At 68.1% G+C, this 23,466-nt stretch carries 21 protein-coding genes; 10 read left to right on the top strand and 11 right to left on the bottom strand.

Annotation, left to right across the window (positions count from 1 at the left end; translation table 11 throughout):
• The 3 genes from DIE21_RS38210 to DIE21_RS34460 form a co-directional block, all read left to right on the top strand.
• The coding region (locus DIE21_RS38210; protein ID WP_311767472.1) for an RHS repeat-associated core domain-containing protein at nt 1-870 on the top strand (870 nt) is incomplete at its 5' end.
• Nucleotides 867-1,343: a hypothetical protein gene (locus DIE21_RS34465; RefSeq protein ID WP_124501821.1), complete on the top strand. Its 477-nt coding sequence runs from the start codon at nt 867-869 to the stop codon at nt 1,341-1,343. The genes DIE21_RS38210 and DIE21_RS34465, both read left to right, overlap by 4 nt.
• A gap of 259 nt (nt 1,344-1,602) precedes the next feature.
• Entirely contained in the window at nt 1,603-2,280 is a 678-nt protein-coding gene (locus DIE21_RS34460; protein ID WP_260432586.1) for an RHS repeat domain-containing protein, read from the top strand.
• 23 nt (nt 2,281-2,303) lie between these two features.
• Here DIE21_RS34460 and DIE21_RS34455 read toward each other — a convergent pair whose 3' ends face one another.
• The 5 genes from DIE21_RS34455 to DIE21_RS34435 form a co-directional block, all read right to left on the bottom strand.
• Nucleotides 2,304-3,026 (bottom strand): HAD family hydrolase, encoded by a 723-nt coding sequence (locus DIE21_RS34455; RefSeq protein WP_124501820.1) that lies wholly within the window; start codon nt 3,024-3,026, stop codon nt 2,304-2,306.
• A 21-nt stretch (nt 3,027-3,047) separates the two neighbouring features.
• Nucleotides 3,048-4,019, bottom strand: coding sequence for an ornithine cyclodeaminase family protein (locus DIE21_RS34450; RefSeq protein WP_124501822.1), 972 nt, complete (start codon nt 4,017-4,019; stop codon nt 3,048-3,050).
• A gap of 153 nt (nt 4,020-4,172) precedes the next feature.
• Complete coding sequence (locus tag DIE21_RS34445; protein ID WP_124501819.1) at nt 4,173-5,303, bottom strand: DSD1 family PLP-dependent enzyme; 1,131 nt, start codon at nt 5,301-5,303, stop codon at nt 4,173-4,175.
• A 113-nt stretch (nt 5,304-5,416) separates the two neighbouring features.
• Entirely contained in the window at nt 5,417-6,343 is a 927-nt protein-coding gene (locus DIE21_RS34440; protein ID WP_260426583.1) for a LysR family transcriptional regulator, read from the bottom strand.
• A 99-nt stretch (nt 6,344-6,442) separates the two neighbouring features.
• Nucleotides 6,443-7,357 carry an NAD(P)/FAD-dependent oxidoreductase gene (locus tag DIE21_RS34435; protein WP_124501817.1) on the bottom strand — a complete coding sequence of 305 codons (915 nt, stop codon included), beginning with the start codon at nt 7,355-7,357 and terminating at the stop codon, nt 6,443-6,445.
• A 142-nt stretch (nt 7,358-7,499) separates the two neighbouring features.
• On the opposite strand from DIE21_RS34435, the gene DIE21_RS34430 reads away from it, so the two are divergent.
• From DIE21_RS34430 to DIE21_RS34415, 4 genes are all read left to right on the top strand, one after another.
• The gene (locus DIE21_RS34430) at nt 7,500-7,940 is read left to right on the top strand and encodes an Rrf2 family transcriptional regulator (protein WP_059601208.1); all 441 of its coding nucleotides are present in this window, start codon (nt 7,500-7,502) and stop codon (nt 7,938-7,940) included.
• Between the two features lie 259 nt (nt 7,941-8,199).
• On the top strand, nt 8,200-8,784 hold the full coding sequence (locus tag DIE21_RS34425) for a DUF2760 domain-containing protein (protein ID WP_124501816.1): 585 nt from the start codon (nt 8,200-8,202) through the stop codon (nt 8,782-8,784).
• A complete protein-coding gene (locus tag DIE21_RS34420; RefSeq protein ID WP_124501815.1) occupies nt 8,781-10,622 on the top strand; it encodes an Hsp70 family protein in 1,842 nt (613 codons plus the stop codon). Before DIE21_RS34425 ends, DIE21_RS34420 begins: the two co-directional genes overlap by 4 nt.
• A 5-nt stretch (nt 10,623-10,627) precedes the next feature.
• Nucleotides 10,628-13,378: an Hsp70 family protein gene (locus DIE21_RS34415; protein ID WP_124501814.1), complete on the top strand. Its 2,751-nt coding sequence runs from the start codon at nt 10,628-10,630 to the stop codon at nt 13,376-13,378.
• Nucleotides 13,379-13,511: 133 nt separating this feature from the next.
• On the opposite strand, the gene ctlX is transcribed toward DIE21_RS34415, so the two are convergent.
• Both ctlX and DIE21_RS34405 read right to left on the bottom strand, forming a co-directional pair.
• A complete protein-coding gene (ctlX, locus tag DIE21_RS34410) occupies nt 13,512-14,513 on the bottom strand; it encodes a citrulline utilization hydrolase CtlX (protein ID WP_124501813.1) in 1,002 nt (333 codons plus the stop codon).
• Between the two features lie 59 nt (nt 14,514-14,572).
• Nucleotides 14,573-15,652 (bottom strand): ornithine cyclodeaminase, encoded by a 1,080-nt coding sequence (locus DIE21_RS34405; RefSeq protein WP_124501812.1) that lies wholly within the window; start codon nt 15,650-15,652, stop codon nt 14,573-14,575.
• Between the two features lie 295 nt (nt 15,653-15,947).
• On the opposite strand from DIE21_RS34405, the gene DIE21_RS34400 reads away from it, so the two are divergent.
• On the top strand, nt 15,948-16,379 hold the full coding sequence (locus DIE21_RS34400) for an Lrp/AsnC family transcriptional regulator (protein ID WP_044845386.1): 432 nt from the start codon (nt 15,948-15,950) through the stop codon (nt 16,377-16,379).
• Nucleotides 16,380-16,428: 49 nt separating this feature from the next.
• Here the strand turns inward: DIE21_RS34400 and DIE21_RS34395 are convergent, their stop codons facing one another.
• The 4 genes from DIE21_RS34395 to DIE21_RS34380 are packed head-to-tail and all read right to left on the bottom strand — an operon-like array spanning nt 16,429 to nt 20,060.
• Entirely contained in the window at nt 16,429-17,016 is a 588-nt protein-coding gene (locus tag DIE21_RS34395; protein ID WP_409364671.1) for a peroxidase-related enzyme, read from the bottom strand.
• Between the two features lie 5 nt (nt 17,017-17,021).
• Nucleotides 17,022-17,552 carry a CMD domain-containing protein gene (locus tag DIE21_RS34390; protein ID WP_124501810.1) on the bottom strand — a complete coding sequence of 177 codons (531 nt, stop codon included), beginning with the start codon at nt 17,550-17,552 and terminating at the stop codon, nt 17,022-17,024.
• A 46-nt stretch (nt 17,553-17,598) separates the two neighbouring features.
• Complete coding sequence (locus tag DIE21_RS34385) at nt 17,599-19,041, bottom strand: NAD(P)-binding domain-containing protein (protein ID WP_124501809.1); 1,443 nt, start codon at nt 19,039-19,041, stop codon at nt 17,599-17,601.
• Nucleotides 19,038-20,060 carry a LysR family transcriptional regulator gene (locus tag DIE21_RS34380; protein ID WP_124501808.1) on the bottom strand — a complete coding sequence of 341 codons (1,023 nt, stop codon included), beginning with the start codon at nt 20,058-20,060 and terminating at the stop codon, nt 19,038-19,040. Before DIE21_RS34380 ends, DIE21_RS34385 begins: the two co-directional genes overlap by 4 nt.
• Before the next feature lie 354 nt (nt 20,061-20,414).
• On the opposite strand from DIE21_RS34380, the gene DIE21_RS34375 reads away from it, so the two are divergent.
• Complete coding sequence (locus tag DIE21_RS34375) at nt 20,415-21,608, top strand: ABC transporter substrate-binding protein (RefSeq protein ID WP_124501807.1); 1,194 nt, start codon at nt 20,415-20,417, stop codon at nt 21,606-21,608.
• 40 nt (nt 21,609-21,648) lie between these two features.
• Nucleotides 21,649-23,460: an ABC transporter permease gene (locus tag DIE21_RS34370; protein ID WP_124501806.1), complete on the top strand. Its 1,812-nt coding sequence runs from the start codon at nt 21,649-21,651 to the stop codon at nt 23,458-23,460.
• Nucleotides 23,461-23,466: the final 6 nt, after the last annotated feature.

The raw sequence follows: 23,466 nt of genomic DNA, 5'->3' as shown, positions 1-23,466 counted from the left end.
ATGGTTCGGGAAGATCCGGACGATGCGGATTCGGTACCGGTGGCGCAGCGCATGCATACGTTCAGGGAGCGGCATCAGTGGCAGGGCGCGTCGCTGTATCTGCACGAACCGGGGACGTTCGTGCCGCTGGCGCGGCTGGACGAGACGCTGGTGGAGGCGGCGTTCGTCGCGACGGACGCGGAGGGGCGGTTCGTACAGGTGCCGGCGAAGACGCGGCACGCGACGCTGTTCTATCAGAACGATCATCTGGGGACGCCGCAGGAGTTGCTGGATGAGTCGGGGAAGGTGGTGTGGGTCGGGCGGTATCGTGCGTGGGGCGGGGAGAAGGTGGTCTGGCGGGAGACGCCGGAGCAGAATGAGGCGGGTAACGCGATCCGGTTTCAGGGGCAGTATCGGGATGAGGAGACGGGGCTGCATTACAACCGGTATCGGTACTACGATCCGGGGTGTGGGCGGTTTGTTAGCAGGGACCCAATCGGGCTGGCTGGTGGACTGAACGTTTTCCAGTACGCACCCAATCCTATTGAATGGATTGATCCACTTGGGCTGTCGCCCCGTTGTGTCACATCCAGAACTGCACGCCGGAATGCGATGAGGCAGGCAGGTATTCCGACGAGTCAACAGCCAATAAGTCAGTCAAAAAATGATTCTGGTTGGGAGTATCGATATGAGATCGCACAAGCGGGGGGCGGGACAATTCAAGCGACCGCCCAGCAACAGACCATGGATGTGAGCCATCGGGATGAGCCTCATTGGGAGGCTGGCAAAGTAAAGATCGATCCGATCAGTGGCAAAACGCGGATGAATGCTTATGGTCGGCCTAAGATTGCCAATCCGAAGGGAAAGGCTTATTACGGGAATTGTTCATGAGCGAGAGAATGGTGAATCAATCCAAGAGGGAGCTTCTTTACAGGAAGGCTCACGGGAAAATTATTCTTAATGAATATCTTGATAAGATAGCGTCGCTGTTTACAACTGACGGTCAGTGGGAGATGGTGCCGCTTAAGGAAACGGACGTCATATTGGAACGCTTCAGAGCGGAATCCGCCCGACTGAAAAAGGAGGTGGTGATAATTTGTGGAAATGACCTATGTGGTGAGCTTTCTGATGTGAAAAAATGTCAAGGTGGATTTTATGTCCTCATTGATGACGACTGGAGGTACTGTGGAATTCTTTTGGTGCGGGAGGTGAAGGGTATAAATATTGGCGTTAAATTGGGTGAGAAAATATTGAATGATATTATTTTTATATCAACTGATATGTCAGTTGCCACCAGTTTTGATTTCTTTGAGGCTGCCGGTAGAAGCCAAGTGGAAGTGACGAAATGGCGAGCCGCGGGATAAGAGCGAGACGACGCATTGCGTGTACGAGCCGGGGAACTTCACGCCGCTGGTGCGGGCGACGGGGCCGGGGTGCTGTGTAACGGTGAAGGAGATGCGCCGAACCTTACATCGATCGCGTACTACTGTGGTGGTCAGATCGGCAAGCCGCAGGAGGTGATCAGCGAAACGGCCCGATGGCTACGCGAAACCGCCGGCGGCGCACGAGATCGACCGGATCGAGCGGACGGAGGACGGCACGGCGACGTGGATTCCGGGCGCGGTGAAGCCGGAATTGCAGGTGAGTTTCGCGTACGACGCGTTCGGGCGCAGGACGGTGAAGGAGGTGGGCAGAAAGGACGGCAGTATCGAGCGGACCGTGTTCACCTGGGACGGCGATGTGCTGCTGATGGAGGAGCGGTTCCATATCCCGCCGCTGCAGGAGGGCGAGCGCGAGCCGGTGACGTATCGGCCGACGCGGATGGTTCGGGAAGATTCGGACGATATGGATTCGGTGCCGGTGGCGCAGCGGATGCATACGTTCAGGGAGCGGCATCATTGGCAGGGTGCGTCGCTGTATCTGCACGAACCGGGGACGTTCGTGCCGCTGGCGCGGCTGGACGAGACGCTGGTGGAGGCGGCGTTCGTCGCGACGGACGCGGAGGGGCGGTTCGTACAGGTGCCGGCGAAGACGCGGCACGCGACGCTGTTCTATCAGAACGATCATCTGGGGACCCCGCAGGAGTTGCTGGATGAGTCGGGGAAGGTGGTGTGGGTCGGGCGGTATCGTGCGTGGGGCGGGGAGAAGGTGGTCTGGCGGGAGACGCCGGAGCGAAATGATACGAGTAACCCGATTCGGCTCCAGAGGCAGTATCGGGATGAGGAGACGGGCCCGCACCCAAAACCGGCATCGGTACAACGATCCGAACAGCGCGTGATTCCCATCGAACGATTCGATTGATTCACCCGCCGTCTCGAGAACTTCTACGACACCTCGACGGGCCCGCCGAGCGCTCGACACAGCGACGACAGGTCGCGCAGCGTAAGGTGCGTGGAAGCCGCTCGTGGCTGAACGTGTTCCGCGTCCGGATGCGTGTCGCGAACCAGCCACGCCGCCTGAAGCCCCGCATTCAACGCGCCGACGATATCGAGGTGAAAGTCGTCCCCGACGTGGAGCAGTTCGGCCGCAGGCACGCCAAGCGACGCCGCCGCCGCATGAAAGATTTCCGGCTCGGGTTTCGCGACCCCGAACGCCTGCGCGCTGAGCGTTTCCCGAAAGAATTCGCCGCCGCCGGTCAGCCGGAGGTCTGCGTTGCCGTTGGTCACCGCGATCAGCGGAAAGCGCGCGCTCAACCACGCGAGCGCCGGCAACGCATCTTCGAAGAACTCGACCTTGTTCCGCGCGGAATAGAACGCGGCGTACGCGTGTCCGGCCAGCGAGACATCTTCGTTCGCCCGCTCCAGCGCAAGCGCGATCGATCCGATTCGCAACGCACGATAGTCGCTGACGAGGTCCGGGCGCGCGCGCTCGTATTCGTCGCGCAACCGGCTCAACGCGTGCCGCGTGGGCAAGATGCTCGCGGTATCGGGCGCGTGCTCGATCAACCATGCGTGAAGTGCGGCCTCGGCCCGTTCGACGGTGGCGCCGAATGGCCATAGCGTGTCATCGAGATCGAACGAGAGGGCGGATACTTTGGCGAGACGCATGATGGTTGAAGGGGAAGTCGGTTACCAGGGCCACGGAACGAAGGTTCCGGTGCCGTTTTCGAGAGCCTGCCGATACAGGAAGCGCGCAACGGTCAGGTCCTGAAGCGCGAGTCCGGTCATGTCGAAGACCGTGATCTCGTTCGGCGCGCGATTGACCGGCGCAACGCCAGCGAGGATGTCACCGATTTCAGTGCGCGGCAAATCCGGCGCCCATTGGCACTCGCCGATGCTGCGCGCCTGCTCGTGGTCGTCCACGAAAATCCGCGCACGCGCCAGCACGCCTTCCGGAAGCTCGCGCTTGCCAGCGGTGTCGGCACCGACGCAGGTCAGATGCGTGCCCGGTTGAACCGCATCCGCATCGAACAGCGGACCGCCGCCCGGTGTCGCCGTGATGACCACATCGCTGCCGGCCACCGCATCGTTGCGGTCCCGCGCGACGCGGATGTCGCAGCGTTCGCGGAACGCCGATTCGAACCGCGGATCCGGCTCGCCGCTGACGTTCACGTACTGCACCGTGCATCGTTGCGGCAGCAGCCCGATCGCATAGTCGAGCTGGACGCGCGCCTGCACGCCGGTGCCGAACACGCAGATTCGCGAGCTGTCGGGCCGGGCGAGCGCCTGCAGCCCGAGGCCGCCGGCCGCGCCTGTGCGGGCGGTCGTGATCGCATTGCCGTCCATGATGCAGAGCGGGCGGCCGGTGGCCGGGTCGAACAGCGCGATCGTCGCCTGATGCGGCTCGCCGCCCCGGCTGCGATTACCGGGCCAGAACCCGGCCGCCTTGAAACCGAGCAGATCCTGGCTGGCGACGTCGCCCGACTTGATACCGAACACGCCGCCGGTATGCAGCTTCTCGCGCACGACCGGGAACACGCGTCCGGCGCGTCGACCATGCAGCACGAAGGCTTCGCGGACGGCCGCCATCACCTGCTCGGCTTGAAGGGCCGGTTCGACGGCATCCCGGTCGAGAAGAAGGAGTTGGGCGTCTGTCGGCATAGGGGCGAACCTGTCGGGTGCAGTGCGAATCACGAATTTTATAGTTTGTCTATATTTGGACAAGCAGTCAATGCCGGGGCGAGGGTGCGGTGGCCGGTTTCATCGCAGGAAATCGGTGCATCACATCCCCGCACCGGCCGTCGTACTCGTTCTTTACCACCCGTAGAAGCGCGGCCAGGTCTGTACGGTGCCGTCGCCGCTCAGCGCGTGGTATTCCGGATGTTGCGCACCGGTCGCGCACGCGTGGTTCGGCAGGATCCGCAAACGGGTACCGATCGGAAACCGCTGCGCGATGCCCGTGTCGGGCGTATCGATGCGGGACACGATGCCGTGCTCCTGATTGGCCGAGCTCATCACATACTCGCCGAGCACGTCGCCGTCGTCGGTACACACCTGCCCGTAGCCGAAATCCCGCGCCTGCCGCTGCGTGCCGCGGTCGCGGCTCATCGCCATCCACCCCGCGTCGACGATGGCCCAGCCTTTCTCTTCCTGGTGCCCGATGACGGTGGTCAGCACCGACAGCGCGATGTCGGACAGCGCGCACACGCCGATGTTGTGCATCACGAGGTCGAACAGCACGTATACGCCTGCGCGGACTTCCGTCACCCCGTCGAGGTTCTCCGCGGACAGCGCGGTCGGCGTCGAACCGATGCTCACGACCGGGCACGGCAAGCCGGCCGCCCTGAGGCGCTCGGCGGCGCGCACGGTGCGGCTGCGCTCCTGTTCGGCGATCGCGACCAGCGCGTCGCGCGTGTCGTATTCATAGCTGGAGCCGGCATGAGCGAGCACGCCGCCGAGCGTCATGCCGCCGTCGACCAGCGCGCGGCCGACGTCGATCAGCAGGCCGTCGTCGGGCCGAACGCCCGAACGGTGTCCGTCGACGTCGACTTCGATCCAGACTTCGAAGCGCTCGCCGTGCTCGCGTCCGAATTCGGCGATCGCGTTCGCGGTCTGCACGCTGTCGGCGACGATCTTCAGGTCGCAGCCCTGGCGGCGCAGCGCGAGCGCCTGGCCCAGCCTGGCGGGAATCATCCCGACCGCGTAGACGATGTCACGCACGCCGCCCGCGAAGAACTGTTCGGCTTCCTTCAGCGTCGACACCGTGACGCCCTGCGCGCCGGCCGCGATCTGCGCGTCGACGACCTGCCGGCACTTGGTGGTCTTCACGTGCGGCCGGAACCTGACGCCGAGCGCGTCGAGATGCGCCTGCATGCGCGCGATGTTCTCGCGCATGCGATCGACGTCGATCAATGCGGCGGGGGTGTTGACGGGTGGGATGCCCATGGTGCGTTGCCTCGGTAGGTTGCCGACAGCGAGCACTGTAGGGCGTTTGGCCAGCAGCGTGTTTAACGCCAGGCAAATCGATCATTAACCGGCATTTAATCCGGGAAAGTCGTTCATGCCTTGCCGCGCCAAGGCGGCGGATCGAGAAATTGCCTCGCGGCGTCGAGAAAGACGCGTTGCCGCGCGGAACGGCCGGTGCGTGACGGCAGCAGCGCGGTCACGGGCGCCGGCGGCAGATGCCAGTCGGGCAGCAGCCTGACCAGCTTGCCGTTCGCGAGCAGCGGCGCGACGTCCCATTCCGAGCGCTCCACGATGCCGAGCCCGGCCAGTGCCCAGTCGGTGATGACGGTGCCGTCGTTCGACGACAGCGCGCCCGTTGCGCGGATCACCGTGGATCGCCTGGGTTCGCCCTTGTCGTCGCCGTTTTGCGAGAAGTGCCAGCGCGGGATGTCCTCGTCGTTCTCGCGCAGGCACAGGCAGTCGTAGCGGGCCAGGTCCGACGGGTGATTCAGTTCCTCGATGCGGCGCGCGTACCCGGGGCTCGCGCACAGGAAGCGCTCGTTGGGCGCGAGCGGATAGCCGATCCATGACGACGACTTCAGGCTGCCGACATGCACGACCACGTCGGCGCCCGATGCGCTGCTTAGCGGACTCTCCGCGAGGTGCAGCGAGATCTCGAGCTTCGGATGCGCGCGTAGCACGTCCCGCACGATCCGCGCGACGTACTTGCGTCCGAAGCCGAACGGCGCGACGACGCGCAGCGTACCCTGCACGTCGCCGTGATCGCCGGAGATGTTGACCGGCAGTGCCTCGACGCGCTCGAGAATCTCGACGGCTTCCTGATACAGCCGCTGACCTTCGTCGGTCAGTGCGATCCCTTTCGGCTGTCGCACGGCAAGGCGGACGTCCAGCCGCGCCTCCATCCGCTGCAGGCGGATCGTGACCGCGGGCGGGGTGAGGTCGAGCAATCGGGCGGCGGATGCCAATGAACGCGACGCGCCGATCGCGCGTACGAGTCGAAGGTCTTCGAGATCGAGCATTGCGTGTCTCTTAATGCTGGCGTTGCCGAGCATTAAACACCACATCGGGTGACGAAAGTGGCGATACGCCGCATCAACCCGCGCGCGGCTTCATGCCCGTCATGCCTCGAGCCCGAAAATCAACGACCGATGCGCGCCCACCCCGGCCGCGACGCCCGATGCCGACGCGAACGTCGCATTGGTCATCAGGCTCGACGCATCGCCGGCCGCGAACACGCCGGGCACGCTCGTCTGCTTCCACATGTCGACGCGGATCGCCACGCCGAGCGGCCCTTCGTCGAACGCACAGCCGAGCTGTCGCGCGAGATCGCTCGCCATCGCCGTACGCGCGCCGATGAACAGCGCATCGATCGGTACGACTTGTCCGTCGGCGAGCCGCAACGCGTCGATACGCGGCGCTTCGCCGAGAATCTCGACCACCGGCGACCGCTCGATACGCACGTCACGTGCACCGAGCAATGCGGTTTCCTCTTCATTCGGTTCGACCACGCGTTGCGTGAACCAGGTCGTCGGCCCCCAGTCCGGAATCAGGATCGCCTGATGCACGGACAGCGGATGCGTGGCCAGCACGCCGAGTTGCCGGCCCGACACCTCGTATCCATGGCAGTACGGACAATGCAGCACGCTGATCCCCCAGCGTTGCGCGAGCCCCGGCAGTGCGGGCAACTCGTCGCGGATGCCGGTCGCGAGGATCAGCCGGTCGGCGCTTGCGCGGCTGCCGTCCGCGAGCGTCACGTGAAAGCGTCCGCTCGCATCGCGCTCGGCGGTGCGCGCTTCACCGGTGATCCGCTGCACGGTCGGATAGGCCGCGAGTTGGGCGGCGGCGTCGGCGACGATCTGCGCGGGCGGCTTGCCGTCCTGCCCGAAAAATCCGTGCGCGTGTTCGGCAAAGCGATTACGCGGCCGCCCGGCATCGATCACGAGCACGCGGCGCCGTGCGCGCGCCAGTTGCATCGCGGCCGACAGCCCGGCAAAGCTGCCGCCGATCACGATCACTTCATGATGGTTCTGCATGTGTTCACACCTTTCCCGAATCCGTACAAGCGAAGAACGTGCTCCGATGGCGGTCAACTCATGAAACACGATAAGTTGCATGATAGGTCGATGGTATCATTCATGCAACTTCATAAGTTTCGAGAGTGGGAGCAACCCGTCCGTGAGAACCGACAGTCGTTTGTCGCGCATGCTGCATGCGCTGATCCACATGGACCAGGCTGACGGGCCGCTGACGTCGGAGGCGATCGCGGCGATGCTGTGCACGAATCCGGTCGTCGTGCGGCGCCTGCTCGGCGGCTTGCGCGACTGCGGCTACGTGCAGTCGGAAAAGGGTCACGGCGGCGGCTGGGCGCTCAGCGTCGCGCTGGACGACATCACGCTGCTCGACGTCTATCGCGCGGTGGGCGAGCCGCCGGTGTTTTCCGATCTGGTGGCCGAGGATGCGCCCGAATGCCTGGTCGAACAGGCGGTCAACGCGCATCTGTCGGCCACGCTGAAGGAGGCCGAGGCGGTGCTGCTCGCGCGCTTCGGCGAGGTCACGCTCGGCATGCTGTCGCGCGATTTCGAAGCGAAGGCGGCGCGCCGCCGCAAGCCGCGCTGATGCGCTGCAACATCGCGGCCGACGGCAGATAGCCGGCAGTCCGACGCAATCCGGCGCGGTGCAAAACCGGCGCGTCGCCGTGTTCTGTCCCCCAACTTCTGCCCGGTTCGCCCGCCACAGGGCAAAATACGGGTTTTCCGCACCCGAGAGGGCGCGCCCGAATCACGCGCCGGGTGGCGGCAGTGCGCAATCGCACGCCGCCGCCGGGCGCCCAGGCAAGCTGCTCGCCGCGTCGCGAGCCCACAGGAGTCCAGACCCCATGCCCGAATCCAACCTGTCCTTCTTCGGCCGGCTGTCGCTGGCCGTCGGCACGTTCTTTTCCGTGCTCGGCAACCGCGAGTTCGCGGCCGGCGTGCTGCGCGTGCGCGATGGCGCCCCGGCACCGGTCGTGCCGACGCCGGCCCCGGCTGCCGCGCCCCCGGCGCCCGCGCCCGTGAAGGCGCCGGCCCCCGAGTTGCGCGAAGCCAGCCCGCAAGCCGCGCTGCAGCTGCTCGGCCTGCTGCAGCGCGATGCGCGCTTCATCGACTTCGTCGAGGAAGACATCGCCGGCTACGCGGACGCCGACATCGGCGCCGCCGCCCGCCTCGTGCACGACGGCTGCCGTGCCGCGCTGCGCGAGCACTTCACGATCGTGCCGGTGCGCGATGAAGCCGAAGGCAGCCGCGTGACGCTGCCGGCCGGCTTCGACGCGACGGCCGTGCGCGTGACGGGCAACGTGGTCGGCGCCGCGCCCTTCACCGGCACGGTCAGCCATCGCGGCTGGCGCGTGGCCGACGTGCGCCTGCCGAAGCTGACGGGCAGCCACGACGCCTCGGTGGTCGCACCGGCGGAGGTGGAACTGTGAGCGATCCGCGCTATTCGATCGGTATCGACCTCGGTACCACCCACTGCGCGCTGTCGTACGTCGACAGCGCCGCGAGCGAAGGCGAAAAAATCACGCAGCAGGTGCTGCCGATCGCGCAGCTGACCGCGCCCGGCGCGCTGGAGTCGCGCGACCTGCTGCCGTCGTTCCTCTATCTTCCGCATGAAAGCGAGCTGACGCAGGGCGACCTGACGCTGCCGTGGACCGCCTCGCGCGGCTTCGCGGTCGGCGAAATGGCGCGCACCCGCGGCGCGGGCACGCCGATCCGCCTCGTGTCGAGCGCGAAGAGCTGGCTGTGCCACCCGGGCGTCGATCGCCGCGCGGCGATCCTGCCGAGCGATGCGCCGCCCGAAGTGTCGCGCGTGTCGCCGCTGGAAAGCTCGATCCGCTACCTGACGCACCTGCGCGAGGCGTGGGACCATGCGCATCCCGACGCGCCGTTCGCCGACCAGGACGTGACGGTCACGATCCCCGCGTCGTTCGACCCGGCCGCGCGCGAACTGACGGCGGAAGCCGCGCGTGCCGCCGGCTACTCGCGGATGACGCTGCTCGAGGAGCCGCAAGCGGCGCTCTACAGCTGGATCCAGAAGAGCGACGGCGGCTGGCGCAAGCAGGTGCAGGTCGGCGACCTGATCCTGTGCGTGGACGTCGGCGGCGGCACGACCGACCTGTCGCTGATCGCGGTGGTCGAGCGCGACGGCAACCTGGAACTGCATCGCGTGGCGGTCGGCGAGCACATCCTGCTCGGCGGCGACAACATGGACCTCGCGCTCGCGCACGTGGTCGCGCGCAAGCTCGCGCAGCAGGGCACGCAGGCCGATCCGTGGCAACTGCGCGCGCTGACCTACGCGTGTCGCGCCGCGAAGGAAACGCTGCTGTCCGACCCGACGACCGATGCGGTGCCGCTCGTCGTGCCGAGCCGCGGCTCGAAGCTGATCGGCGGCTCGATCCGCACGGAGCTCACGCGCGCCGAACTCACGCAGACGATCCTCGAAGGTTTCTTCCCGCAAGTCGATGCGGCCGCGCGTCCGGTGAGCCGCGCGCGCGTCGGCCTGACGCAGCTCGGCCTGCCGTATGCGCAGGACGCGGGCATCACGCGCCATCTCGCGGCGTTCCTCGGCCGCCAGGTCGCGGCGCTCGACGCGCTCGACGGCGTGCAGCGCACGCTGCCGCAGGGCGCGACGTTCCTGCATCCGACCGCGGTGCTGTTCAACGGCGGCGTGTTCAAGTCGACGCTGCTCACGCAGCGCGTGCTCGATACGCTCAACAGCTGGCTCGCCGCGGAAGGCGCGCCGGCCGCGCGCCTGCTCGAAGGCGCGGATCTCGATCTCGCGGTCGCGCGCGGCGCGGCGTACTACGGCTATGTGAAGCGCGGCCGCGGCGTGCGCATTCGCGGCGGCACGGCGCGGGCGTACTACGTCGCGATCGAGTCGGCGATGCCCGCGGTGCCGGGGCTCGAACCGCCGGTGCAGGCGCTGTGCGTCGCGCCGTTCGGGATGGAGGAAGGCTCGGATGCGGCGCTGCCGCCGCAGGAGTTCGGCCTCGTCGTCGGCGAACCGGTGCAGTTCCGTTTCTTCGGGTCGTCGGTGCGCCGTCAGGATCAGGTGGGCACGCTGCTCGACTACTGGTCGCCGGAAGAACTGCAGGAGCTCGAGGAAATCCAGGCCACGCTGCCCGCCGACGGGCGCACGGTCGGCGAGGTCGTGCCGGTGAAGCTGCATGCGCGCGTGACCGAAGCCGGCACGCTCGAACTCGAGGCGATCCCGAGCGGCACGAACGAGCGCTGGAAGGTCGAGTTCGACGTGCGCGGCGCCGCCTGAGCGCGATGAAGCGCTATACGGTCGGCATCGACCTCGGCACGAGCAACACGGTCGTCGCATACGTCGAGGCCGGCTCCGACGCGATCCGCGTGTTCGACGTCGAGCAGCTGGTCGGCCCCGGCGCGGTGGCCGCCCAGCCGCTGCTGCCGTCGGTGCGCTATCACCCGGCGGCGGGCGAACTGCCGCCGGACGCGCTGCGCCTGCCATGGGCGGGCGATCCGAAGGCGAACGCAGCCGCAGCCGATGCGCCGCCGGCCGTGATCGGCCGTTATGCGCGCACGCTCGGTGCGCAGGTGCCGGGGCGGCTCGTCACCAGCGCGAAGAGCTGGCTGTCGCACGCATCGGTCGACCGGCTCGCGGCGATCCTGCCGTGGGGCGCGGCCGACGGCGTCGACAAGGTGTCGCCGGTCGATGCGAGCGCGAGCTATCTCGCGCACGTGCGTGCCGCGTGGGATGCCCGCTTTCCCGATGCGCCGCTCGCGAAGCAGGACGTCATCCTGACGGTGCCGGCGTCGTTCGACGACGGCGCGCGCGCGTTGACGGTCGAGGCCGCCAGGCGCGCGAAACTGCCGGCGCTGCGGTTGCTGGAAGAACCGCAGGCCGCGTTCTACGACTGGTTGTACGGCCAGCGCGCGACGTTGCGCGACACGTTCGCCGCGCCGCGCCGCGTGCTGATCTGCGACGTCGGCGGCGGCACGACCGATCTCACGCTCGTCGATGTCGCGCCGGGCGACGACGGCGAGCCGGCGTTCACGCGCGTCGGCGTCGGCAATCACCTGATGCTCGGCGGCGACAACATGGATCTCGCGCTCGCGCGCCTGGTCGAGACGCGGCTGACCGAGCCCGGCACGCGGCTGTCCGCGGCGAGCCTGTCGCAACTCGTCGAACGCTGCCGCGCCGCGAAGGAGCGGCTGCTCGGCGACGACGCGCCGGCGTCCGTCACCGTGACGCTGCTCGGCGCGGGCAGCAAGCTCGTCGGCGGCGCGCGCTCGGCCGAGCTGACGCGGCAGGAAGTCGAGCAGATCGTCGTCGACGGATTCTTTCCGCAGGTCGAGGCCGGCGAGCTGCCGCGCCGCGCGCGGGCCGCGATCGTCGAATTCGGCTTGCCGTATGCGAGCGACCCGGCCGTTACGCGCCACGTCGCCGCATTCCTGAATCGTCATGCGGAAGGCCCGCTGCCCGACACGCTGCTGCTCAACGGCGGCGTGTTCCGCGCGGGCGCGCTCGCCGGCCGTCTCGCGCGGACGCTCGGCGCGTGGCGCGGCGCGCCGCTCGACGTGCTGCACAACGCGCATCCGGATGTGGCGGTGGCGCGCGGCGCGGTGGCCTACGGCCTCGCGCGGGCAGGGCATGCGCCGCGCATCGGCGGTGGCTCCGCGCGCAGTTACTTCCTCGTGCTCGACGATGGTGACGGCGACGCGGCCCCGCGCGGCGTCTGCCTGCTGCCGCGCGGCGCCGAGGAAGGCCGCGAGATCCGGCTCGAGGAGCACACGTTCGCGCTGCAGCTCGGGCAACCGGTGCGGTTCCACCTCGTGTCGACGGTAGCCGAGACCGCGTACCGGCCCGGCGATCTCGTCGACCTGGACGGCGGCGATTTCGTGCGGCTGCCGCCGATCGCGACGGTCGTCGACCGGCAGGCCGGCGGCGACGCGCGCGAAACGCCGGTGAAACTCACCGCGTCGCTGACCGAGGTCGGCACGCTCGAAATGCACTGCATCGCGACCGACGATGCATCGCGCCGCTGGCGGCTCGAATTCCAGTTGCGCGGCGATGCGCCCGCACAGGGTGACGACGCCGCGCTCGCGCGCCATCCGCGTCTCGATCACGCGATCGAGCTGATCGACCGCTCGTTCGGCAGCAAGTCCGCGGACGTCACGCCGAAGGACACACGACGGTTGCGCGCGCAACTTGAACAGGTGCTCGGCCCGCGCGACGAGTGGGACGTCGCGCTCGCGCGCGAACTGTTCGACGCGTTGCTCGCACGGGCGCGCCGCCGTCGGCGCTCGGCCGATCACGAACGCGCATGGCTGAACCTCGCCGGCTATTGCCTGCGCCCGGGCTTCGGCCATCCGCTCGATGCATGGCGCATCGAGCAGCTGTGGCCGCTGTTCGACGACGGGATCCAGTACGTGAACGATGCGCAGGTGTGGTCCGAGTGGTGGACGCTGTGGCGGCGCGTGGCCGGCGGCCTCGACGACGATGCGCAGACGCAGGTGCGCGACGCCATTGCATTCCTCGAACCGTCCGACGACAAGCGCCGCAAGCTGCCGTTCGACCCGGCCAAGGTCGGCCCGGCCGACATGACGCGCTTGTCCGCGTCGCTCGAACGATTGCCGGTCGAACGCAAGGTGGAACTGGCCGAGCGATTGATCGTGCAATTGCAGAAGCCGGCCGAGCGCACGCTGTGCGCGTGGGCGCTCGGGCGGATCGGTGCGCGGCGGCCGTTCTACGGCAGTGCGCACAGTGTCGTGCCGGCCGAGATGGCGAATCGCTGGCTCGACGCGCTGTTCGCGCTCGACTGGAAGCAGGTGGAACCCGCGGCATTCGCGGTCGCGCAAATCGCGCGGATGACGGGTGACCGCGAACGCGATTTGCCGGACGACACGCGTGAAGCGGTGATCAAGCGTCTGTCGGCCGCGAACGCATCGGCCGCGTGGATCGCCATGGTGCGCGAAGCGATTGCGTTCGACGAAGCCGACACGGCGCGCGTGTTCGGCGAAACGCTGCCGGCCGGGTTGAAGCTGCTGGCGGGGTGAGCGGCGCGGTGTGCGCCGGTATCGTTCGGATGCCGGAGCATTCCGCGGCGCCGCCGATTCAATACCCTTCGAATACGAAAACGGCTGCCGGTGCATCGCATCGGCAGCCGTTTTAGCTTTGCCAGCCTGTCGGTCAGATCTGCGGCGCCGTCTCGCGTGGCGACGCGGTAGATTCCACGGCGATCGCATCCGGCGCCGTTGCCCGCCGCGCGAGATGAATGCCCGCGAGCATGCAGCGCACGGAGCCGCCGGCCAGCTCGATCGTCGGCACGTCGAGCGGCAGCAGCCGCGCGGAGCGTTCGATCGTCGCGCGCTGGTCGCCGGTGAGGCAGTCGAACGCACGCCGTGACAGCGCGAGCACGCGCCCGTCCTTGCCCGACAGTTCCAGCGTATTGCCCGCGAAATTCGCGATCTGCGCGTGATCGAGCGCGATCACGGTGCGGCCCGTTTCGGTCAGGCGTTGCGCGATCTCGTCGCGGCGCCGCCGGTCGGCGATCAGGTCGAGGCCGATCATCGCGAACTCGGTGGCGACGCTCATCATCACGTTCGTGTGATAGATCGGCTTCCCGTTGGCGTCGGCCGTGTCGAAGCAGATCGGCTCGAAGTTGAAGTTCGTGCAGAAGCGCTCGAGCGCGATCGGATCGGCGCGGCGCGAACGCGCGGTGTACGCGATCCGCGCGACGTGGTCGAGCACCATCGCCCCCGTGCCTTCCAGGAACACGTCGTCGTATTCGAGCCCCGAGTAGTCGATCACGTCCTGCACGCGGTACTCGGCCTTCAGCATCTCGACGATGTCCGCGCGCCGTTCGCGGCGGCGGTTCGGGCTATACATCGGATACAGCGCGACGTGCCCGCCCGGATGCGTCGAGAACCAGTTGTTCGGGAACACGGAGTCGGGCGTGTCGCGCTCGCCGTGGTCGTCGAACACGTGCACGCGCACGCCGGCATCGGCGAGCGTGTGCGCGGCGGCCGTGACTTCGTCGCGTGCGGCGGCCGACACCGACGACGAATCGTTCGCACTGCCGGCCGCCGTGCGCTGAAACGCGTTGTCGGCGGCGGTCTGCGGGTTCGGCAGGAAGCGGTGCGGCCGGATCATCACGACGGCGGCCGGCGCCTGGATCGATACGAGATTCATGAACGGTAAGGGCGAGAGACGGGGAGGCGGGCGGCGCGCACGCCGCCCGAAGATGACGATCAGCGCGCGAACGCGGCGGCGGCTTCGGTCACGAACGCCGCGTGACCCGGTGCGATCGCGGCCGGATCGTCGATCAGCGCGAACAGGTTCTTCGGGTCGACGGCCGGCGGAATCAGCGCGATCTCGACGCCCGCATTGTGCTGCTGCGCGAGTGCGTACAGGTAGCGCAGCGCCGAGTAGTCCTCGAGCGCGAAGCCGACCGAGTCGAACACCGTGACGTCGTCCGCGCGTTCGCGGCCGGCCGTCTCGCCCTGCAGCACGCGCCACAGTTCGGTCACCGGGAAGTCGGCCGGCATCTGCTGGATCTCGCCCTCGATGCGCGATTGCGGCTCGAACTCGACGAACACGCGGCCCGCGTGCAGCACGCCCGCTTCGAGCTCGGTCTTGCCCGGGCAATCGCCGCCGACCGCGTTCAGGTGCATGCCGGGCTCGATCATGTCGGCCGTGATGATGGTCGCGTACGCCTTGTCGGCGGTGACGGTCGTCACGATGTCGGCGCCGCGCACGGCGTCGGCGGTCGACGCGGCGCGCACGACGCGCAGCGCCGGATAGGCGGCGAGGTTCCGCACGAGCTTGTCGGTCGCGCGCGGATCGACGTCGAACACGCGGATCTCTTCGATGCCGAGCAGCGTGTGGAACGCGATCGCCTGGAATTCGCTCTGCGCGCCGTTGCCGATCAGCGCCATCGTGCGCGCGTCGGGGCGGGCGAGCGCCTGCGCGGCCAGCACCGACGTCGCGGCCGTGCGCAGCGCGGTGGTCAGCGTGAGTTCGGCGAGCAGCAGCGGGTAGCCGGTGTCGACTTCGGCGAGCGCGCCGAACGCCATCACCGTATGCATCCCGCGCGCGGCGTTGACGGGGTGGCCGTTCACGTACTTGAACGCGAACAGCGACGCGTTCGCGACCGGCATCAGCTCGATCACGCCGTCGCGCGAATGGCAGGCGACGCGCGGCGACTTGTCGAAGTCGGCCCAGTGCAGGTAGTCGGCGCGCAGCGTGTCGACGAGTTCGCGCAGGAACGGCGTGACGCCTGTTTCGGCGATCAGTCGGGCAGTGGCGGGAACGTCGAGGAAGCGAGTCATCGGTCAGTCTCCATTTTTTTGCCGGTACGGGTGTCCGGCGTTCTGGTCGACCGGGGCGGGCGCGTCGGCCCGGGCCCCGGTTCCATGAAAAGCGGTGTCGCGGCGTGTGCGGCCGGTCGATGGAGTCATTATTTCCGGGAGTCGAGCCAACAAAAAGACGGCAAAAGTGGCATATTTATCGATAGACTTAGCAAATTGCTGGCCTGATCTAGCGATTTGTGCAACTCGTGCTGGTCGAAATGCGCGCTGTCCGGCACGCTGTCGGCCGGCTCATGTTCAACAGGAAGGTCCGTTCATGATTACGCTCGACGACGTCGACCGGCAGCTCATCGCGCTGTTGCGCGACAACGCGCGAATGCCCGTCGTCGCCCTCGCGAAGGCGCTGCGCGTCGCGCGCGCGACCGTGCAGAACCGGCTGACGCGGCTGGAGAAGAACGGCGTGATCGTCGGCTATACGGTGCGGCTCAAGCCGGCGGCCGAGCGGCACCGGATCCGCGCGCTGATGTCGATCGCGGTGCAGGGCAATCGCGGCGCGGAAGTGGTGAAGGTGTTGCGCGGGCATCCGAACGTCGCGTCGATCCACAGTACCAACGGGCGCTGGGATCTGGTCGCCGAGCTGCATGCCGATTCGCTCGAGCATTTCGATCGCGTGCTCGGCGCGATCCGGTTGATCGACGGGATCGCGAATACGGAAACGAGTATCTTGTTGTCGACGCACAAGGCATGACGCGCAGCGGCGCGCGTCAGCCTGTGTGCTCGTCGCCTGCGTCAGCGTGTCAGGTACCGGTCGCCGGCTCGGGAAACACCGGTTCGCCCAGCGTCAGCATCAACCGGTTCGCCCACGCGAAGATCGCGATCGCGTGCGACAGGTCGAGAATTTCCTCGTGTGTGAGCCCCTCGGCCTCGAGCGCGGCGATGTCGCTTTCGTCCACCGTGTCGGGCCGTTCGGTCAGCACGATCGCATAGCGGACGATCGCGCGTTCGCGTGCGGTCGTGCCGGCCGTGGCCGGATCGTCGAACACCTGTTCGATCGCATCGGTGCGTTTCGCGAACTGCGCGAAGCGCTGTGCATGCACCGATGCGCAATACACGCAGCCGTTCACGCGCGACACGGCCGTGCTCGCCAGCTCGCGCTCCGCGCGCGACAGTCCACCGGGACCGTACATGATCGCGTTGAACACGCCGGAACGCTGCCGCAGGATCTCGGGCTGGTGGACGAGCAGCAGGTAGTAGTCGGACGTTTTCGCTTGCGGATGGCTCGCGTCGAGCACGGCGAGCTGGTTGGCCGTGGCGCTCTCGAGCAGCACGGTATCGAGCCAGGCACGCCAGCCGAGCGTGTCGGACGTGAAGCCGTGGGTGGGTATGGCGGTCACGCGGCCTCCCGGGCGGCGCGCGCCTGCAACGCTTGCGCGGCTGCCGCGACACGCAGTTGATACGAGACGAATGCGACGAGCTGCGACAGCGCGACGATCGCGGGTGTCGTGAATCCGGCCGACTTCAGCGCATCGAGATCGGACGGGCGTGCGTCGACGGGCGAGAGCGTCAGGCACCGCGCATGCGCGAGGAGCGCGCCGAGGCGTCGAGGCAGCGCATCGAATGCATCGGCGTCCGCGCGGGCAATGTCGTCCGGCGTGCCGCCCGCTTCGAGCAGCCGTGCACGGTAGGTCGCGGCCAGCGCGTGCGCATGCGATCTCTGCGCGACATACCGTGCCGCATGCAATCGTTCGATCAGCGAAAGATCGGGCAGCGCGGCGTCGAACAGCGCGCTTTCGCTGAGCCGCGTGTGGAGCCGCACCTTGTCGCGTGCGCGACGCAGCGCGGCCACTGCATCGCCGTCGTGCAGGCCGGCGACGGCATCGATCGTATCCGGCGCGGCGGCCGGCGGGATGGGTTCGGTCATCGTGGTGGATTCCAGTCGTCGTGAGTGTCGTGGGTCGCGGCGGTGTTCATGCGTCGGCGTCGCGCCATTCGTCGCCCTGCAGTTCCGCGTTCGCGAACGCGACGAGCGCGTCGTAGTGGCGGTCGCGATCGGCGTCGAACAGCCGGCTCGCGATGCCGCGTGCGAGCCGTTCGGCGCCCACGCTGATCGCGGGGATGTCGCCGGACAGCTTGCCGTGGCTCAGGCTCGCCGCATGGTTGAAGCAATGGATGCGCGTGACAGCCGGGCAGGTGCCGCGTTCGCGCTCCTGGAACGCAAACGCGGGGCCGAGATCGGGCGATTCGGCGAGTTCGTCGAGCCACGTGCCGGCGTCCGGCTGGTAGCGATCCTTCCAGCGCCGCACGTGCGGCCCGAATGACGCGAATTCCGCACGCGTCGTCCAGTCGGAATGAAAGCCCGTCGCGAAGATCAGGAAGTCGACCGTGTAGCGGCCGCGCGGCGTGACGACGTCGAGGCCGTCCGCGTGGTCGACCAACGCTTCGATCGGGCTGCCTGCGTGGAAATGCGCGTGGGCGTGCCGCGACACGCGCAACACGCTGTCGCGCGGCGGCGGCGTCTGCGACGTCAGCGCGTAGTGCATGAAGCGCCACTTCGTCGCATCGTCGAGATCGGCATAGCCGTGCACGAGGCCCGGGCTGCCGATGCCCGTCAGCTTGTTGATGCGCGGAATGTCCGCGCGACGGAAGAACAGGTCGACGCGTACGGCGCCTGCTTCGAGCGCGGTGCCTGCATTGTCGAACGCGGACGCACCCGCACCGACCACGCCGACGCGCTTGCCGGCGAGCGAAGCGAAATCGATCGGCTCGGACGAATGGGCCCATCGCGTGCGCGGCGCGCGTTGCGCGACGGGCGGCACGTACGGACCGCCGAGTCCGTCGCGGCCGGTCGCGAGTACGACGTGCCGCGCGAGCACGGTCTGCGCTTCGCCGTTTGCGCGCAGGTCGAGCGCGAGCAGGCCGTCGTCGCGCGGACGCAGCGCAACGAGCGCGGTGTCGTTGCGCACGGGCAGGTCGAGCACGCGGCGATACCAGTGCAGGTAATCCATCCATCGCGTGCGCGGAATCTTGTAGAGCGCGTCCCACGCGTCGCGGCCGTACTGTGCTTCGAACCATGCGCGGAACGTCAGCGCGGGCAGGCCGAGCGCGGGGCCGGTGAGCTGCTTCGGCGAGCGCAGCGTCTCCATCCGCGCGAAAGTGACCCACGGGCCTTCGTAGCCGGCCGGCGCGCGGTCGATCACGCACTGGTTGTCGATGCCGAGCAGCCGCAGTTCGGCGGATGCCGCGAGCCCCGCCATCCCGCCGCCGACGATCGCGACGTCGAGCACGCGCGTGCCGTCGATCTCGCGTGGCGGCACCCACGGCGGCGCGGGCAGGTCGAGCCAGCGCAGGTCCTGGGCGAGGCGTGCTTCGAGTCCGTCGAGTGCTTCGTGTGTGTCGAGCGTCGCGGTCATGCGGCCTCCGGGCGGGTACGGCGCGCGCGTGGGGGGTGTGTCGTGCGTGTCGCCCGAGGCGGGCGATCGGTGCGCAACCGGTCGCCGCGCAACAACGCGTCATGCACGGATGAATCGTGAAAGATCACGTCGTCGAGCAGCGTGCGCGTCGTGCGGTGCAGTGCGTCGAGCAGCGTGTCGACGGCGGCCGTGCGCGCCTTGCCGGCCGGCGTCGCGACACCGAACGCGAACGGGATGTCGACATCGAGTGGTCGGGCGACGACGCCGTCCACCGGCAGTGCCACGCCGGTCGCCGGATCGACGATGCCGATCCCGATGCCCGCGCGCGCGGCCATCACCGCATTCAGCGACGCATTGGTTTCGATGAAGACATGCGCATCGACGCGCGCGGCCGCGAAGGCTGCATCGATCCGCTGGCGCAGCCGGTGCCGGTTCGCGACCGTCACGATGCGACGGCGCGCGAGATCGCGCAGCGCGACGCGCGGCTTTTTCGCAAGCGGATCGCCGGCGGGCAACACGGCGACACAGGGTGTCTGCGCGATCCAGTGCACGTCGAGCCCCGCATGTGCCATCGGCAACGTGACGACGCCGATATCGGCCGTGCCGGTCAGCACTTCGTGCACGACATGTTCGGCCGATTCGCTGCGCAGCTGGTAGTGCGGCGCGTGCGCGTCGTCGGGTAGCGCGGCGAGCGCGGCCGGCACGAGGGTGGCCGCGAGTGAAGGCGTCGCCGCGATGCGCACGGGTTCGGCCGTGTCGTCGCCGAGCGCGCGCGCACGTGCTTCGATCGCGCGCAGGCCGACGAGCGAGCGCTCGACTTCCTCGTAGAGCAGGAATGCGCGGCGTGTCGGCGTGACGCGCGGGCCGTGCCGGTCGAACAGCGCATAGCCGAGATCGGCTTCGAGTTCCTGGATCTGCCGCGTGACGGCCGGTTGCGAGCGGCCGAGCAGTGCGCCCGCGCCAGTCACGCTGCCGGCCGACATGACCGCGGAAAAGGCTTCGAGTTGATGCAACTCCATGACGCGTTCCGATGATGCGATTTGCGCATTGTAGGAGTGCGAGCATGTGTGATTCATATAATGATTCTTGCTATCGACAGCGCGAAAAATGCGAAGCACACGTGCGCCGCGATGGCCGACCGTATGTGCGTGCGCGTCGGACGGCATCGGTGTCGCGCGGCAAACATCAATCGAATCAACGCGCTGAGGCGCGTGCCGTTGCGTCGCGTGACGGGCGATATGCGGGAGACCCTAACAAGTGCGTTTCGCTTCTCGCCGCACGCGATATCGATATGCGCAAAACTTCGTTGGAACGCCCTGAACCGGATGGTTACATGGCCTCACTCTTTTGGACTGACCGATGGTGGGGGACGCATGAACGTTTCGGGGAACGACGCACGCGGCGCATGGCGACGCGTGCTGGGCACGGTGGCGGCACTGGCTGCCGCATGGGGGTTGTCGACAGGCGGTGCGCTCGCGGCGGGCGTATCCGGCGAGCCGGTGGTGATCGGCGTGAGCGGGCCGCTCACCGGGCAGGACGCGCAATACGGCGAGCAATGGAAGCGCGGCTTCGATCTTGCGCTCGACGAGATCAACGGCAGCGGCGGCATCCACGGCCGGCCGCTCGCGGTCGACTTCCAGGACAGCCGCAGCGATCCGCGTCAGGCGGTGGCGATTGCGCAGAAATTCGTCGCGGACCCGCGCGTCGTGATCGAGCTCGGCGACTTCTCCAGCGCGACGTCGATGGCCGCGTCACCCATCTACCAGCGCGGGCAGCTGATCCAGTTCGGCTTCACGAACTCGCATCCGGATTTCACGAAGGGCGGCGACTACCTGTGGAGCACCGCGCTGAGCCAGGCCGAGGAACAGCCGCTGCTGGCCCGCTACGCGGTGAAGGAGCTCGGCTTCAAGCGGATCGCGGTGCTGTACCTGAACACCGACTGGGGCCGCACCAGCAAGGACATCTTCGCGAAGGCGGTGACGGGGCTCGGCGCGCAGGTCGTCGCGACCGAGGGCTACCAGCCGACGGAGAAGGATTTCCGCTCGACGCTCGTGCGGATCGGGGCGTCGAAGCCGGATTCGATCGTGCTGATTTCCTACTACGCGGACGGCGCGCAGATCGTGCGGCAGGCACGCACGTCGGGGCTCACGCTGCCGATCGCGGCGGTCGGCTCCGTGTATTCGCCGAAGTTCCTCGAACTCGGTGGCGCGGCGGTCGACGGCGTCTATACGGAATCGAACTTCTTCCCGGCCGAACCGCGCCCCGAGGTGCAGGCGTTCGTGCAGCGCTATCGCGCGAAGTTCCATGCCGATCCCGATTCATTCGTGGCGCGCGCGTACGATGCGCTGATCCTGTCGGCCGAGGTGCTGCGCCGCTACGGGACGACGCGCCAGGCCGCGCACGACGGCTTCGCGAAGGTCGGCGACGTACCGAGCGTGATCTTCGGCAAGGTGCGCTTCGATCCGCAGACGCGCCGTGTCGCGGGCGCACGCACCGTGTATCTCGTCGTGAAGCAGGGGCAGTGGGCGCTGTGGGACGGCGCGAAGCCGCAGCTCGCGGCGCGCTGAACCCGACCCCGAACCGCATGCACGTGACGGACGCATCGTGATGGCTTCCTGGCTCGACTACACGCTCAACGGCCTCATCGTCGGCAACATCTACGCGTTGCTCGCGGTCGGGCTCGCGCTGATCTTCGGCGTGTCGCACCTGATCAACTTCGCGCACGGCTCGGTCTACATGGCCGGCGCCTTCATCGGCTGGCTGTGCCTGACGCGCTTCGGGCTGCCGCTGCCGGTCGCGCTCGCGGCGGTCGTCGTCGGCTGCGGCGTGCTCGGCGTCGCGATCGAGCGGAGCGGGCTGCGGCCGTTGCGCCACGCGGCACGCATCGCGCCGCTGCTCGCGACGATCGGGATCAGCTTCATCCTCGACCAGCTCGCGCAACTCGCATTCGGCGCGGACCCGCGCGCCGTGCCGACGCCGCTGCCCGACTGGCACGTGCGGATCGCCGGCGCGACGCTCGGCGCGCTCGACCTGCTGATCGCCGGCATCGGCCTCGCGGCGGCCGCGCTGCTGTACGGTTTCCTGCGCTTCACGCGGCTCGGCTGGGCCGTGCGCGCGACCGCGCAGGATCGCGACGCGGCGCTGCAGATGGGTGTCGACGTGGATCGCGTGAACCAGACGGTGTTCGCGATCGCGTGTGCGCTCGGCGGCGTCAGCGGGCTGCTGGTCGGCATGTACTACAACAGCATCGATCCGGTGATGGGCTTCCAGGCGACGCTGAAGGGCGTGGTCGCGCTGCTGATCGGCGGGCTCGGCAACGTGCCGGGCGCGATCGCGGGCAGCCTGCTGCTCGGTCTCGTCGAAAGTTACGGCGTCGCGCTGTTCGGCACGAGCTATCGCGACCTGTTCGCGTTCGGGCTGCTGATCGTGTTCCTCGTGTGGCGGCCGAACGGGTTGTTCAGCGCGAATCGCGCGCTGCCGCCGGAGCCGATGACGGGCACCTTCCTGGCGGCCGCGAAGGCCGTGCGCGTGCCGCGCCCGGTGCTGGCGGGTCTGATTGCGCTGGCGGCCGTGCTGCCGTGGCTTGGCGCGTCGCCTTACGTGCTGCAGACGCTGACCAACGCGTGGCTGTACGGCTTGCTTGCGCTGAGCCTCACGCTCGTCGCGGGCACCGTCGGGCAGATCTCGCTCGGGCATGCGGCGCTGCTGGTGATCGGCGCGTATGCGTCGGCGCTGCTGTCGTCGGATCTCGGCTGGTCGCCGGCCGTGACGATTCCGTGCGCGGGCGCGATCACCGCCGTGGTCGGCACGCTGCTCGTCTACCCGGCATTTCGATTGCGCGGGCACTACGTATCGATCGCGACGCTCGGGATCGGCGAGGTGGTGAGCCTCGTGATCCTGAACTGGGACGGCCTCACGCGCGGCCCGCTCGGCATTACCGGCGTTGCGCCGCTGCAGTGGGCGACGACCGCGCGCGCCGCGTACTGGTTCACGCTCGCGGTGCTGGTCGCGTTCGCGCTCGTGCAGGTGCGGCTGCTGCGCTCGCATCTCGGCCGCACGCTGCGCGCGGTGCGCGAGGACGACGTCGCCGCGCGCGCGCACGGCATCGCGCCGAACCGCTACAAGGCGATCGCGTTCGCGGTCGGCGGCGTCGCGGCCGGCGTGAGCGGCGGCATTGCCGCGCACCTGTACAGCTACATCAATCACCAGACCTTCGATTCGCAGGTGTCGATCCTCGCGCTGACGATGGTGATCCTCGGTGGGCTCGGCAACGTGCTCGGCGGCGTCGTCGGCGCGATCGCGCTGATCGGGCTGCCGGAGCTGTTCCGCTGGGCGGCCGACTACCGGATGCTGATCTACGGCCTCGTGCTGCTGCTGCTCGTCCGGTTCCGGCCGCAGGGCTTGCTCGGCACGGTGTGAGGAGGA

Source organism: Burkholderia sp. Bp9140, from assembly GCF_003853425.1.
Classification (GTDB): domain Bacteria; phylum Pseudomonadota; class Gammaproteobacteria; order Burkholderiales; family Burkholderiaceae; genus Burkholderia.
Note: the sequence above shows the minus strand (reverse complement) of the source record. Positions and strands in the feature narration are given on the sequence as shown.

Coding starts and splice junctions, on each gene's coding strand:
- DIE21_RS34415 (WP_124501814.1), top strand. CDS start 10,628: ATGAAGCGCTATACGGTCGGCATCGACCTCGGCACGAGCAACACGGTC.
- DIE21_RS34400 (WP_044845386.1), top strand. CDS start 15,948: ATGATTACGCTCGACGACGTCGACCGGCAGCTCATCGCGCTGTTGCGC.
- DIE21_RS34450 (WP_124501822.1), bottom strand. CDS start 4,019: ATGCCGACAGACGCCCAACTCCTTCTTCTCGACCGGGATGCCGTCGAA.
- ctlX (WP_124501813.1), bottom strand. CDS start 14,513: ATGAATCTCGTATCGATCCAGGCGCCGGCCGCCGTCGTGATGATCCGG.
- DIE21_RS34370 (WP_124501806.1), top strand. CDS start 21,649: ATGGCTTCCTGGCTCGACTACACGCTCAACGGCCTCATCGTCGGCAAC.
- DIE21_RS34380 (WP_124501808.1), bottom strand. CDS start 20,060: ATGGAGTTGCATCAACTCGAAGCCTTTTCCGCGGTCATGTCGGCCGGC.
- DIE21_RS34435 (WP_124501817.1), bottom strand. CDS start 7,357: ATGCAGAACCATCATGAAGTGATCGTGATCGGCGGCAGCTTTGCCGGG.
- DIE21_RS34385 (WP_124501809.1), bottom strand. CDS start 19,041: ATGACCGCGACGCTCGACACACACGAAGCACTCGACGGACTCGAAGCA.
- DIE21_RS34465 (WP_124501821.1), top strand. CDS start 867: ATGAGCGAGAGAATGGTGAATCAATCCAAGAGGGAGCTTCTTTACAGG.
- DIE21_RS34390 (WP_124501810.1), bottom strand. CDS start 17,552: ATGACCGAACCCATCCCGCCGGCCGCCGCGCCGGATACGATCGATGCC.
- DIE21_RS34440 (WP_260426583.1), bottom strand. CDS start 6,343: ATGCTCGATCTCGAAGACCTTCGACTCGTACGCGCGATCGGCGCGTCG.
- DIE21_RS34425 (WP_124501816.1), top strand. CDS start 8,200: ATGCCCGAATCCAACCTGTCCTTCTTCGGCCGGCTGTCGCTGGCCGTC.
- DIE21_RS34375 (WP_124501807.1), top strand. CDS start 20,415: ATGAACGTTTCGGGGAACGACGCACGCGGCGCATGGCGACGCGTGCTG.
- DIE21_RS34455 (WP_124501820.1), bottom strand. CDS start 3,026: ATGCGTCTCGCCAAAGTATCCGCCCTCTCGTTCGATCTCGATGACACG.
- DIE21_RS34445 (WP_124501819.1), bottom strand. CDS start 5,303: ATGGGCATCCCACCCGTCAACACCCCCGCCGCATTGATCGACGTCGAT.
- DIE21_RS34405 (WP_124501812.1), bottom strand. CDS start 15,652: ATGACTCGCTTCCTCGACGTTCCCGCCACTGCCCGACTGATCGCCGAA.